Source organism: Cryobacterium sp. CG_9.6 (assembly GCF_029893365.1).
In the GTDB taxonomy this organism is placed as follows: Bacteria; Actinomycetota; Actinomycetes; order Actinomycetales; family Microbacteriaceae; genus Cryobacterium.
Map to the genome: position 1 here is coordinate 3,155,795 of NZ_JARXUZ010000001.1, position 12,323 is coordinate 3,168,117.

At 61.3% G+C, this 12,323-nt stretch carries 15 protein-coding genes; 5 read left to right on the forward strand and 10 right to left on the reverse strand.

Annotation, left to right across the window (positions count from 1 at the left end; translation table 11 throughout):
• Window positions 1-377 precede the first annotated feature (377 nt).
• The gene (locus tag H4V99_RS14670) at window positions 378-1,016 is read right to left on the reverse strand and encodes a nucleotidyltransferase domain-containing protein (protein ID WP_280679521.1); all 639 of its coding nucleotides are present in this window, start codon (window positions 1,014-1,016) and stop codon (window positions 378-380) included.
• Window positions 1,017-1,238: 222 nt separating this feature from the next.
• Here H4V99_RS14670 and H4V99_RS14675 point away from each other — a divergent pair, with 222 nt between their 5' ends.
• Window positions 1,239-1,397: a hypothetical protein gene (locus H4V99_RS14675; RefSeq protein WP_280679523.1), complete on the forward strand. Its 159-nt coding sequence runs from the start codon at window positions 1,239-1,241 to the stop codon at window positions 1,395-1,397.
• Between the two features lie 27 nt (window positions 1,398-1,424).
• Here H4V99_RS14675 and H4V99_RS14680 read toward each other — a convergent pair whose 3' ends face one another.
• The 3 genes from H4V99_RS14680 to H4V99_RS14690 form a co-directional block, all read right to left on the reverse strand.
• On the reverse strand, window positions 1,425-2,747 hold the full coding sequence (locus H4V99_RS14680) for a HipA domain-containing protein (RefSeq protein WP_280679525.1): 1,323 nt from the start codon (window positions 2,745-2,747) through the stop codon (window positions 1,425-1,427).
• Window positions 2,734-3,225: a helix-turn-helix transcriptional regulator gene (locus H4V99_RS14685; protein WP_280679527.1), complete on the reverse strand. Its 492-nt coding sequence runs from the start codon at window positions 3,223-3,225 to the stop codon at window positions 2,734-2,736. Before H4V99_RS14685 ends, H4V99_RS14680 begins: the two co-directional genes overlap by 14 nt.
• A 132-nt stretch (window positions 3,226-3,357) precedes the next feature.
• The gene (locus H4V99_RS14690) at window positions 3,358-3,549 is read right to left on the reverse strand and encodes a hypothetical protein (RefSeq protein ID WP_280679529.1); all 192 of its coding nucleotides are present in this window, start codon (window positions 3,547-3,549) and stop codon (window positions 3,358-3,360) included.
• 486 nt (window positions 3,550-4,035) lie between these two features.
• Between H4V99_RS14690 and H4V99_RS14695 the strand changes: the two genes are divergently transcribed.
• Window positions 4,036-5,034, forward strand: coding sequence for an HNH endonuclease signature motif containing protein (locus H4V99_RS14695; RefSeq protein ID WP_280679531.1), 999 nt, complete (start codon window positions 4,036-4,038; stop codon window positions 5,032-5,034).
• 274 nt (window positions 5,035-5,308) lie between these two features.
• Here H4V99_RS14695 and H4V99_RS14700 read toward each other — a convergent pair whose 3' ends face one another.
• The 6 genes from H4V99_RS14700 to H4V99_RS14725 all read right to left on the reverse strand — a co-directional run bounded on the left by H4V99_RS14700 (window position 5,309) and on the right by H4V99_RS14725 (window position 9,226).
• Window positions 5,309-5,548, reverse strand: a complete 240-nt coding sequence (locus H4V99_RS14700; RefSeq protein ID WP_280679533.1) for a hypothetical protein — start codon at window positions 5,546-5,548, stop codon at window positions 5,309-5,311.
• Window positions 5,549-5,696: 148 nt separating this feature from the next.
• Window positions 5,697-5,957 carry a type II toxin-antitoxin system RelE/ParE family toxin gene (locus tag H4V99_RS14705; protein ID WP_280679535.1) on the reverse strand — a complete coding sequence of 87 codons (261 nt, stop codon included), beginning with the start codon at window positions 5,955-5,957 and terminating at the stop codon, window positions 5,697-5,699.
• Window positions 5,954-6,217: a type II toxin-antitoxin system Phd/YefM family antitoxin gene (locus H4V99_RS14710; RefSeq protein WP_280679537.1), complete on the reverse strand. Its 264-nt coding sequence runs from the start codon at window positions 6,215-6,217 to the stop codon at window positions 5,954-5,956. Before H4V99_RS14710 ends, H4V99_RS14705 begins: the two co-directional genes overlap by 4 nt.
• A 235-nt stretch (window positions 6,218-6,452) precedes the next feature.
• The gene (locus H4V99_RS14715) at window positions 6,453-6,599 is read right to left on the reverse strand and encodes a hypothetical protein (RefSeq protein ID WP_280679539.1); all 147 of its coding nucleotides are present in this window, start codon (window positions 6,597-6,599) and stop codon (window positions 6,453-6,455) included.
• A 193-nt stretch (window positions 6,600-6,792) separates the two neighbouring features.
• The gene (locus tag H4V99_RS14720; RefSeq protein WP_280679541.1) at window positions 6,793-7,767 is read right to left on the reverse strand and encodes a hypothetical protein; all 975 of its coding nucleotides are present in this window, start codon (window positions 7,765-7,767) and stop codon (window positions 6,793-6,795) included.
• Between the two features lie 59 nt (window positions 7,768-7,826).
• Window positions 7,827-9,226, reverse strand: a protein-coding gene (locus H4V99_RS14725; protein ID WP_280680013.1) for an IS3 family transposase whose coding sequence is annotated in 2 segments (ribosomal slippage) — window positions 7,827-8,905 and window positions 8,905-9,226 — 1,401 coding nt in all. Because the reading frame shifts where the segments join, the coding sequence is not laid out codon by codon here.
• A gap of 46 nt (window positions 9,227-9,272) precedes the next feature.
• On the opposite strand from H4V99_RS14725, the gene H4V99_RS14730 reads away from it, so the two are divergent.
• From H4V99_RS14730 to H4V99_RS14740, 3 genes are all read left to right on the forward strand, one after another.
• Entirely contained in the window at window positions 9,273-9,629 is a 357-nt protein-coding gene (locus H4V99_RS14730; protein WP_280679543.1) for a hypothetical protein, read from the forward strand.
• A 179-nt stretch (window positions 9,630-9,808) separates the two neighbouring features.
• Entirely contained in the window at window positions 9,809-11,389 is a 1,581-nt protein-coding gene (locus tag H4V99_RS14735; protein ID WP_280679545.1) for a competence protein CoiA family protein, read from the forward strand.
• A gap of 98 nt (window positions 11,390-11,487) precedes the next feature.
• Window positions 11,488-11,757, forward strand: a complete 270-nt coding sequence (locus H4V99_RS14740; RefSeq protein ID WP_280679547.1) for a hypothetical protein — start codon at window positions 11,488-11,490, stop codon at window positions 11,755-11,757.
• Window positions 11,758-12,323 lie beyond the last annotated feature (566 nt).

Sequence of the window (12,323 nt, forward strand, 5' to 3'; positions counted from 1 at the left end):
GGCCCGCTTGTTTGGGTCATTCCACTTACCATCTTCGTATCGTGGTCAGTGATTGGAATCATTAGATCCCGACGCTCACCGTCTTCGCCATCAAGTCGCCGTAATTCTCCTTAACAGGGAGCAAAACGGTACAGCTCGCCTCCCACGTATGGGAGGCGAGCTGTACCGTTTTGCTCTCATCGATGTGGTACCAGCAGGTGTGCGAGATGGCGCAGTAGTGCAGCCTGCATCACCGCGCCAGGATGGGATCGCGCCTAGACCTGGTGTCGGTCTATCCACTCCGCGAAGTAGCGTGGCCAGTCTTCGTACTCCATGGCCTCTACAAGTTGTTCGATGAATGCGCGGAGCTGAGGAGGCGCTTGCCGTCTGGCGTGTCATTACTGGTGCTGGACTGTCGACGAGAGTGCCGTCGACATTACCGTCGGGAGTTCACCGATCAGGACCTCGCTGTCGTGAAGCCACAGATCGACAAGCGCGTCGGGCTCGTGCTGGCTGCGTCCTGCGGATTCCACGAGGCCACCCACGGTGATCTGGATCACCTGTGCCGGGTTACCCGTCCAGAGCTCCACGCGTCGCCCCAACTCGTCGACGAAGTCCTCGCGGAGACTCGCGGGTATTTCGTCCGGATACACGACCAGCAGGTCGACGTCGGAGTCGGCTGTGGCTTCACCTCGTTCGACCGACCCATACAGCACGACAGCGGTTCCGTTCGGGGCGCTCTCGTTGGCAAGATCACGGATGCGCTGGCGGAACTCAGTCAATGAGTTGATCGCAGTCTCCACGGTCGACCAGAGCAGGTGCTCCCGATTCACACGGTAGAGCGTCTCGGCCTGTCGGGATGCTGCCAGCACGAGCCCGACCCGAGTCAAACGTTCCAAGGCTCCCCGCACGCCTCTGATGCTCACCGTTCCGCCGAGGAGACGTTCGATCTGGCGGCCGTTTACCGACGCCGACCCGCGCGCGAGGGCAGTCAGGACTGCGCCCTCAGTACGACCGAAGACAGTGACAAGTGGCATCCCGAGATTCATTGATTCCTCCAAGTAGGCTGTGAACCTGATACCCATAGGTTACACGTGATACCTAAATGGCTCAAGTGTTCAGGTAACTCTCGGATAGATGCTTGGACATCGAAGTGCCGTTCTGCACCGCTTCCTGTTACCCAGTGGCACACTGCGCCCGCTCTCTGTCTTTGACATGCTGGTGTCTCTGACATGCTGGTCAGGATCAGGAGGCACGCCATGACCATCAACGAAATTCAGCAACGTCAGAGCGATAGCCGGCCCAGCCCGAAAGCTCAGGCCGTAGCCGCGCGCGTACGAGTGAACGCAGACCGCCGGGCCGGCGTAGCGACGCCAAAGTGGATCGTCAAGCTTTCTCAGACACCCGCCGCGAAGTAGTTTTTCTCGCCATTTTGGCCCAATGACTCAGTGAGCGATCGCCGCGACTACTTGAGCTGCGCGAATCGGTGTGCGTTCGACGAGCCGCGCGATGATGTCGGTCTGGAGGTGCGACGGCAACGAAGATGCGGCGTCCGCGATCAGTTGCGGCAGTGAATCCGAGACCGCACTCGCCCAGTCGGTGACGAGCGCGCGGCTGAGGCCGGCTTCTCGGGCGACGGCACCCCACTCGAACCATGATTGCTTGCCCGCGGGATAGTCAGCTGCGATTCGCATCGAGAGGTTCGTATTCCGGAATGCGGCGCCGGTCCTACCGCGATCGTCGTCCACCCGGCCGGCGTACGGGATGAAGCTGCTCACGTCGTAGAGCGGCGTCAGTGCGGCGCCGTCGGGGCGGATGAAGACTGAATAGTTCTTGGCGTGAGCATCGGTGTTCAGTACCATCCAAGAGAACATGAGAGCTTGAACGAATGTCAGCTTTGAGGACTCTTTGTGCTCGTCAGGAACGTGAGTATCGAGAAGGCGCAGCACGCCCCTGTAGGAAGGGCCTCCGCGGCTCTCATACTTCTGTAGTCGGGTGACGCCGGCTGCTTGGGCGAGGTCCTCCTGGTGGACGCGGACGATGGAAGCGCCTGAACCAGCACCGGCATCTACAGCCAATCGGTCGAAGCGTTCCACAACGAGGGTGTGCTCGTCGTCGAACATACCAATGTCCACGACCGCCGTGTTGATCCCGATGATGCGAGCAACGGTCATGGCGACGAATTCGACAAGCTCGCCGTCCTTCTGGCCACGCACCCTCGGCTTGAAGATGTGCGTGGTCGGGTAACTACCGGTCGGCTCGTACCAGCCGTTACCGGCGTTGCCGAGCGAGAACTTCCCCTGGGCGCCGCCGAGGGAAAAGTAGCCTGTGTCCCGGTCGGAATCCAGCCAGCTGGTGTCATCGTCTCTGATCGCGCGGATTCGCGCTGCAATCTCGGCATTGCTGATCGGGTTGCTGGCGCTGTTGCTTCGCTGATTCGGGTCAGTGCCCGGTTCGGCAAACTGGATGGCTCCGGCCACGTCGGTGCCGTAGGCGCGTAGGAGTTCGAACGGCTCAGCAGTGGCCAGCCCTGCTTGGATTGCCCACCGCTCGCGTACATCGGCGTTGTCGGGGAGCAGATTGTCGAGAAATGAGGTGAGCTTTGACCCAGTGATCGGCGCCGGGCCAACAGGCAGGGACAGGCTCACCGGCATCTGGTTCGGGTCGTCCAGCCATTGGGCGCGGTAGGTGAGGCGATACTGCAACGGTGCGAGCAGTTCGAGCTCGGCGACGTGAGCGCCATAGAGGAACACGTCAAGACTGAGCATCGTCGGACTCCTTGCCCGTCTTTGTCTCTGCGGCTCGCTGTGAGAGTTTCAGGCTCGCCTCGAAGATACGCCGACGACCGGCTTCGAGCGCGTTGGGCTCGACGCTGGTCGTGAGATCCGGCACCCGGAGGCCGGTGCCGGGCAAATAGGTGTCTGACAGAGGCGCACTGCCCTCGCCCCTCATCCTGGCGAGCAAGCGCTCCATTTCGGGCGAGATCAACGACTGCGCCCGGACGCCTTCCTGGATGGCCATTGCAGCGCTTTCGAGGCGCGGCGGCCGGATCTCGAGGTTCAGCTCCAGTACGCCAAGGACCGCGAGCAGCCGGGCAGTGCCGATGTCGTTCTTGCCCTTCTCAAGGCGCGACAACCATTGGCGGGTCGTGCCCACCTTTTCGGCAAGATCATTCTGCGAAAGGTTGAGTTCAGTTCGGCGCCGGCGGATAAGTGCGCCGAGCTCGACTAGGTCGTTTATGAGCACATCGACCTCCAATGGAATAGCGGCGTTCCATGCTCAGTTACTGGAACACCGTCGTTCCATTGTATCAAGAAATCAGTCAATGGAATAGTGACGTTCCACTGGGGGCTGAGTTGGCGGCGATAGCTACGGCGACTAGACGTGGCGAGGTGTCAGCGCGAGGTTGTTCAAAGCGTAGCCAGCTCCCTGTAAAAGTGCGGCTGCCTGGGGGAAACTGATCGCTTTGGTTTCGAGGTGGAGTGCCGAGTCGACATCCATTGTCGTGCGCGGCGCTGGCAGCTCAGCCAGCTCAGCCAGCTCAGCCAGCTCAGCATGAAGCTTCACCATGAGGCCACCAACGAGCGTCCATTCAAGGACGGTGCTGCAGGCGGGTCGAGATGTTTCGACCACTGGTTAGCTCCAGTGGATACCTCAGCTCGGCATCACCGGTCAGGCTTCGACGATACGCAGCGTCGTGGTCGTCGGCGCGGCTCTCACGATGAACGACCTCGGCCATGTGGCCGTTAGTACCCCCGCACGTCCCGCATCGCTGTGGTGTGCTTGAGAACCTGCTGGCGTAGGGTCGCTGGGCACCGCAGTCGTCGCAGATCCAGGTCCCGCAGGCGGGGCAGGGGTCCGTCTTGCGATGGAGAGCCGATGGTTCGATGAAGTTGGTCATGGAGTCCTTTCGGGCAGGTGGCGTGTTTCTGGTGCGGTTAATTCAGCACGCAAGACCCAAGCCGCTCATTCACGCTGGAATACGAGTGAGTTATGTCTTGGGTTCCCGTCATACTGAACGTGTCGACCTCACAACAAACCCCGAAAGACCACACCATGCCCAAACCGCTATTCATCACGCTGCTCATCACAACACCCATTGTTCTTGGTGCCAGCACCGGAAACTTTCTTGTTGCGCTTGTCGTGCTGGTGCTGCTTCTGATCGGTAATCCGATCATCTGGAAGTTCCGCAAGAATCGCTATTTCAACTCGGAGCAGTTCCAGACGCTGCGTGCTGAGATCGTCTCTGTCGTCGCTGAGCACAACGAGGTTGTGAACTACGTGGCCGAGATCCGATCACAGGGATCGTTTGGTCTCGGAGTGTCTTCTACGGGGCAGAATGCGCACCTGGCGACGTTCGAGAATGATTCTGCCTGGAACACCAGACGCGACCGCAACGTCATCGAGTACGCGCCGCATGTGCACAATGGCTCGTTGCAGGTGGTGCGCAACGCAAGCCTCGAGCCCATCAAATATCTGATGAAGTATTTCTCCATCAAGGCCAACCAAGAAGCACTGGCCGATGTTCAGCGTGTTGCCGAGGACATCTCGCGGCTGGAGGAGGCCGTGACCAACGTGAAGAGCCGCGAGGCCGCAATCACTGTGCGGGTGAATCCGCCAGCTTTTATTCTCGCGCGCTATGACGCTGAGTTCTGGAATCAGATCGGCGTCGAGCTGTCGCCCATTGCGGTGCCGTACCCGGAGTACAAGTTCCAGTACACCTCCGCAGGGGGAAACACCGGTCAGACGTCGAGCATCAGGCTCGACACCCCCACCCTTGAAGCGCTGGCCGCGACGCTCGTCGAGAAGATCCGCTGGGTGAAGTCGGCAGCCGGGCAGCGCTCACTGATGACCGCCCGACTGCGAGGCCAGATCAAGGAGCGCGATCGTTTTGCCTGCGTGCAGTGCTACGTCTCCGTGGCCGCCGAACCGCACCTACTGCTGGAGGTCGACCACATCATGCCCGTGTCCAAAGGCGGTCTCAGCACGTCCGAGAATTTGCAGACCCTCTGCTGGCGCTGTAACCGTTCCAAGGGCTCAAAGATCGTCGCGTAGCTCGATCCACGGGAACTCGGTTCAGCGCCCCAGCTCAGGGAACTGTTTCGTGGCGGCGGCCGGACCCTCCCCATTAGTGAACAACTCAGGGAAGCGTTGACGGCGCTCGGTGAGGTCAGATCGAGAATCCAGTGTTGCTCCGTCAGCGCTGAAAAGATGGTCCGAACGGGCAGCTGTGAATTCTGCGCTGCGTGGCGGCGCGAGTCAGTCTTGGTTAGTTAGACCCAGCTTGTTCTTGAGGACGCCACCACTACCGGGAATTGTGTATCGGTCGTCAGCGGCCATTTCTGGCTTCGCGCTCCTCGTCCACAATGCGCGCCAGCGCCCGGTGCATCTCAGCTCGTGCGGCTTCCGGTGTCACTTCGCCCGTGAGGACCTGTCGTGCGCGAGCCATCGTTTCTGCACTCGGGTAGTGGCCAGCAAGCTGCTGCCCCTTCTCGATGACGGCCAGGGCCTGCTCAACGTCGATGTCAGGGTCGTCGGGAGGGGTTGAAGAGGAGTCTTTGGTTGTCATTTTCTGTTACCTTCCGGTGAGTATCGTGATTCTGGTGGACGGTCTATGGAACTGCAACCCTCGGTGTCGGTCGCGCAGCCAGACGTAGCCGAAAAACTTGCGCTGCGTTGCTTCAGCGATTTGGCACATGGGCGTTGCAGAAGGACGGCTACTGGTAGGCCTCGCGGCGATGCGCCACTCGGACGACCGTTACGACAAGCACGTCGTCGACGACCTCGTACAGCACACGGTAGTCGCCGATGCGGATTCGCCACGCGTTGCTGTGACCGGTGAGTTTCTTGCATCCAACAGGACAGGGATCGTGTTCCAGCTCGGCAATGCCAGCGAGGATGCGGCGCCGTGTTCCAACGTCGAGCTTGCGTACTTCCTTGGCGGCCGCGGTGGTGAAGTCAACGCGGTAGGAACTCACTCGTTGAGCTCGGAGACCAGTTCGCTCAGGCTGACGCGTTCACCGTCATCAGCTGCTTTCGCTGCCTGGTATTCAGCGTCGTCCCTGTGCATTTCGAGCTGTTCCAGGAGCTCAAAATCTTCGGGTCCGATGAGCACGGCCGCCGTCTTGCCATTCTTGGTGATCTGCACACGCTCGTGACCATAGTTAGCCCGGCCAACAGCATCGGCGAGACCCCCGCGAAGCGCTCGAATCGTGACGGATGAGGTGATCGTGTCCATGATCTAATTCAAGCACTTGTGTACACATTAGGTATAAGTGCAAATGTGTACAGAGATTAGCAAACCAGCCCACGTGTCCACTGACCCGGCAGCACTATAGGGCAAGTCCTCAGTGCGCTCGAAGGCGAAGGAACGGTAGACGATCCGTTGCTCCCTTTACCAAGCTGAACAAATGATAAACACAATCCCCCTTTGTAGGACGCGTGTGGGCGGCGTTCAGGTCTAGGTCAAGCGCTCAGTCAACGTTCGGCCAGTCGCTGGTCAGGTACGCCTCTACAGCGCGGTGACGGAACGAATAGGGCTTGCCGCGCTCGATGATGCCGCGCACTGAATCCAACCGCTGCGAGGTGGGCCCGGCGTCTGTGGTTTTGGCGAAGCCCATGTCCTGTGATCAGCTCGCTCAGCAGTTGATAACTTTATCAAGCGGTCTGGCGTGGGTTGGGAGGGCAAGGAGCGAAGCGACCTTCGGCACGTCGTTGATCTGTGTTAATCTCAGGACACTACATCCCCCACGCCTCTCTCGGAAGCGCACTTGGGGGATTTTCTTTGCCCGGGCATGCGGCGCACGGGCAGATTTATGGCTGGCGGATGGCGCGGGTGAAGCCAGCGGCAAACAGCGCCGTTAGCGCCCACCCGGAGAGCGTCAGCAGGATGCCGGCCCCCGCGACAAACTGCCCATTCGTCGTTGACGTGGCACGGCACAACGTGCCGGTGCTGGTGCTGGTGCTCACAAGCGGGATGGCCATATCGACGGCGACTTGGACCCTCTCCACGACGGTGCAGGGCGTGCCGGTGCCGGTGTGGGCTAGCGCGCCAGGAATGAGGGCAATCCCCAGTGAGATCAGGAGGACAAGGCCAACCCAGATCAGTGCACGCCACGGCTGGTACCCATAGCCGAGGGTGACCTTCGTGATCCCGGCCCACGTTTTCGCAGAACGTGTCAGATCGCCGCGTTCAACCTGATCGTCCCGTTGCGCCATCAACGCCCGGCGTGCGTCCCTGTCGTGGCCAGCGGCCCGCGCGACCGTAGCCAATTGCTGGTATGGCTGCGGCGTGTAGCCGGTTGTACCCTTCCGCAGAAGTTTCAACCATCGGTCAAAACCCACGCTCGGATACCCGTTATACACCAGCCCATCAACTACCCACTTCATGCCCGTAACCTTACGATTTACACTCGCGTCGTCCACATGCAGTGCCCCGGTGATGTGTGCGCCCGGGAGGCGCACTGCACCATCGTCGCTGTGTCCGGTGGCAGTAAACCCTTCATCAAGGAACGCATCCCCGACGACGGTCACACCATCGGCGGCCAGGGCCGGGCCGGTGTCGTTCTTGACGGCCGCGCCTCTCATACTCAGTTGCCCGGTGATGTGCGCGCCCAGGAGGCGCACTGCACCATCGTCGCTGTGTCCGGTGACAGTAAACCGTCCGTTAAGGAACGCACCGCCGACGACGGTCACACCATCCGCGACCAGGGCGGGGCCGGTGTCGTTAGTGACGTCCGCGCCTCTCATGCCCAGTTGCCCGGTGATGCGTGCGCCCAGAAGGCGCACGGCGCCCTGCTCGCTGTGTCCGGTCGGAATTTGTCAAGGCGAATGAGGCCAGTGGGAGTTTAGGCGGCTAGTTCGAGCCCTTCGTTCTCGGTGGGTTTGTCGGCTGGTTTGTTGATCCAAGCCGTCGCGGGAATGGACAGGATCTTTGGTGCGTGGCTGGTGCTGAATCGCTCGGGGAAGCGTGCGCGGGCCGCCTCCAACGTCGCTGTTCGTTCGATGGCCTTCGCCTCGGCGAGGCCGTAGTGCACGTCGGCGGGCGTGTTCAGGCCGATTCCGGAGTGGCGATGCTCGTGGTTGTAGCCATCGACGAACGAGGCCAGGAACGTCTTCGCGTCGGCGAGGGAGCCGAATCGTTCGGGGAACGTCGGAGCGAATTTCAGGGTCTTGAACCACGCCTCGCTATAGGGATTATCGTTACTCACCCGCGGCCTCGAATGCGACTTGGTGACCTCCAGATCCGACAGCAACGCCGCGACGGTCTTGGACGTCATCGACGTGCCGCGGTCGGCGTGCACGACCTGCGGGAGGCCGTGAATGCCGAAGATTTCTTTCATCATGTCCACCGCTAGCTCTCCCGATTCTGAGGCGTGAACATACGCGCCGACGATGTAGCGCGAGTAAATATCGATCATCACGTAAGCATCGAAGTACTTCCCCTTGACCGGGCCAGCAAGCTTCGTAATATCCCAGCTGAGTACCTGGCCCGGTCCCGTGGCGATCAATTCGGGGATCGCCCGTGCCGGGTGGCGGGCCAGGCGGCGACGGTCCTTGACCTGCTGATTCTCGTTCAACACCCGATACATCGTTGAAATGGAGCACAAGTAGGTGCCCGCATCGAGCAGCTGCGCGTAGATCTGGATCGGCGGCAGGTCAACGAACGAGTCCGAATTGACGACGTCGAGAATCTGCCGGCGGTCGACATCATCGATCTTGTTCGCCGGGATCGGCGCCGGCCCGGCCACCGGGATGCGTGGTTTCCGGGTGGCGGTCGCGCGAGGGATCCCGACCAAGTCGGCCGCGACGCGAGTCGAGATCCCTCGGCTGGCCAGTTCGCGATACGCGGTCATTACGGCTTCGTGTGCGGTGTTTCGTCCCGCGAGCTCTTCGAAAGACTTTCGAGTAGCTCGTGCATTTTTGACATGATTTCAAGCGCCACCCCCGTCGTTTCGAGGCGTTGCTCGGTCTTGCTCAGCTGGCGGCGCAGCCGGGCGATTTCCGCTTGTTCCGGCGTTAACCGACCAATCTTCTCGCCGGGTTTCTTCCCCGCAAGAACACCGGCGTCACGCAGCTTTCGCCACTCCGTGATCTGCGAGGAGTAGAGCCCTTCGGCGCGCAGATACGCACCGCCCTCATGGGCTTTGATGGCCGCGTCATACGCAGCCAGATAGGCAAGCTTCTGTGCTGGGCTGAACGACCTTCTCGAGGTCGGACCACCAGCTCGGGGTCCGGGACTACTCATATGACTATCGTCGCGCACGGCGATCAAAGACGGGCTGGACATGGTTATGATTCCTGATTCTCGCCCTACGTCAAACGGCGGACTTGCTCTTAGCTACTGGCCTCACCCAACCCTGACACGTAGGGATGCGCTGGCCGCCTATCTGAAGGGCCTCGCCCAGGAGGACAACGAGGCGAAGAAGAGGGGCTTCTACGTCGATCTCCGAGCGGATGGCTCGTTCACGGTGCCACATGAGATCGACAGGCCACTCCTGAGGTTTCAGATCTGGGAGGCCGCTGACATGATCCAGTGGTTCCTCGTCGAAGACCATATGCGAGCCAGCCTAACGGGCAGGCAGGCCTCCTCGACCGAGGACATTGAGGGATTGCTCGGAGCCGTCTTGGCTCGCGGCTCGGACGACTAGTCTTGCCCCCGGTTAGGGAACCCAGGTGCCCCGCTAGTGCGGATATGCGCGATCATCACTAGTAAAAGACCACCCCCGTGAAGTGAGATAAGGCTAACCAGAAGAAGCGGTCTTGGATCGAATCGAAGGATGTCGGCGGGGGACGCTAGGCTCGGTTTCACCCAACCTGGGAGAGATCCGTGCCCCTGACTGCGTATGACGGTGAGCGCCAGTACCAAGCGCCCTTCATCGCGGATGAAGACTGGTTAGAGCTCAAGAAGCTCAAGCTCACCCTGATCTGCGGTACCCGCGGTATTCCTCGCCGATCCAAGCTCGGAACGAAGCACTTCTACCACTACGACCTCGCCGCGTGCGATTTCGAGCACAAGCCGGAATCTCCGGAGCATCTGCGCATCAAGACCGTGGTGATGCTCGCTGCTCGCGAAGCTGAATGGGAAGCCAACGAGGAGGTACGTGCGCCCGACGGAAGCTGGATTGCAGATGTCATGGCCACCCGAGGGGATCGTCAGTACGCGTTCGAGGTCCAATGGTCCAAACAGATCCACTCCGTCTATCAGGCACGTCAGGACCGGTACGCGAAGGACGGTGTGGAATGCCTTTGGCTCGTCCGCCACATCAAGTACCTCACGGATGGAGTGACGGCCGCCCTCGGTGTCGCCATCGTCGACGACGACCCGGTGGTTCGCGACGGGACCTGGACGCCAAGCACGCCGGGCACGCCGGAGATCCCGCTCGCTCCCGTCATCATCGCCGTCCTGAACAGTCAGCTCCGCTGGGCACCTGCCCGGCGCGGCACCATCGCCGCATCGACCAGATGGGGCGTGCAGGCGTGTAACAGTTGCGGCGCCCACTCGATCACATTCCACAGCGTCGGCCGCGCAGAGAAGGCGTGCGAACTCTGCGAGGGCACCTGGACGGAGGGCAAAGACCTGCCCGACGCGGTGTCCGCCGGAGACCTCAACCTCGACCTGCCACAGGCATCGTTGGCTGTGCCGGAGAGCCCGTCGCACCCGGGAGACCCGACCGACCTTGCGTGGGGGTTCTCGTGCCCTGGGTGCGCGGCTCGTTTCGCGTGGCTTGATCAAGCGTGGCTTGCAGATGCCGCCGAGATCCGCACGGACGAGAGAGACACAGAGCTCCCGGCGCACTGGTGCCACCCCGGTTGGCGGGGCTCCACCATCCAGCACGTCCTCGAAGCGCTCCGCCACCCGCCGGCGCCTCTCTCCGCCCGGGCAGCCGGGCCTCGCAGCCCGGTCGCGGACGCGGAAGTACGGCATGCCCAGAGCGGCAGGTTCGCGCCGGTTATCTCGAAGGCAACCTGGTCGGCCCGGGTCGAGAGCATGCAATCGTGGGTGTGGATGCTTGCCTACCACCAGCGGCGGGCCCTCGCCGAGGTCGCGGAGCAGATCAAGGCTGACGCGAAGGCTGCCGCGCAGGTAGAAGCCCTGCGCGTCATACGGGAAGAGGACGCCGCCGCCCAAGCTCGGAGTGCGGAGCGCCTGTCAAACCTGGCGGCTATCCGCAAGGAGCGCGAACGAGTCGTCGCGCGGGAGCGGCTTGAGGGTGGTTCGGTTCGCGCGATACCGGTTGACGCCGAGGGGCGGGCGATGATCACGGACCCGAGCCGAGCTGCGGACCTGAAGGCGTATCAGGAGCGCCTAGCTAGGGAATGGTTGCTACCGCGTGTGGTGCGTCCACCGACACCGACACCGACGGCTACCGACACAGCGCGGGACGGGGACGGGGACGACGGATCGTAACGCCCGAAGTTGGCAGTCGCACCTGTCGTGCGGGTGCAAGGGCGGGGCCGCCTCGGGCGGGTGACCCTGAAAGTAGTGCCCGTCATGAGGGATGTGCGGTGGCCAAGTCTTTCACCATGCTCAGTGCATTCGGCATGGGGGGCAAAATGGTGGTGCTAATCATCCTTTCGTACGAGGCCATACTCTGGACGATCATGGGTGCGTCTGTGGAGAACAATGAGCCGGTCGCGTACATCGCCTGCGCCTTGGCAGTCTTCGGCCCAATGCTTTTTGGTCCGGCCTTCTTCCGCTGGCTCAATGATCGACCAAGACGGCTCGAAGAGGCGCGCGTGGACAGAGAAATCGAACGACGCAGAAGCGGTAACTAGTGAGAGCACGAAGCGACGAATCGGCCGCCCGGGCAAGGGATTACATCTACCCGGTCATCACGCGGCCACCCTGAATTGGCGTAGCCCTTGCCGTGGTCTGCGCGCCGACGAGGACCCCCGTCCAGTTCTCGACCTCCCCGCGCGGCAGCCAGCCCTGTCGGCAGCCGGACCAAATCAAGATTGAACTCAGCGCGCAGCGCGTCAAGGTCTCGGTCCCGGCCTGCGTTGAGAGAGCTCTGTTGACTCGAGGAGGCTCGCTCGCACCCTGATCGAGATTGTTATTGTTTGTTATGAAACTCGAGTTTCATAACAAACAATAACGAGTTGGACGGGCAGCACCGCTGACCATCGCCCTGCGCAGTGGGCGCGCCAGCAAATGGATTCTTCAGGCGAAGCTTTGTCGAATTCAATGGGCACTGAGAGGTACCCGTTTCGCCGTCCAACGCTCACCCTAGACTTTGGGCCAAGATTCAGAAGGGAACCCAGGTGCTCCGCTAGTGCGGATATGCGCGATCATCACGGGTATGGAACCACCCCTTGAAGTGAGGTGAGGCTGAACAGAAATA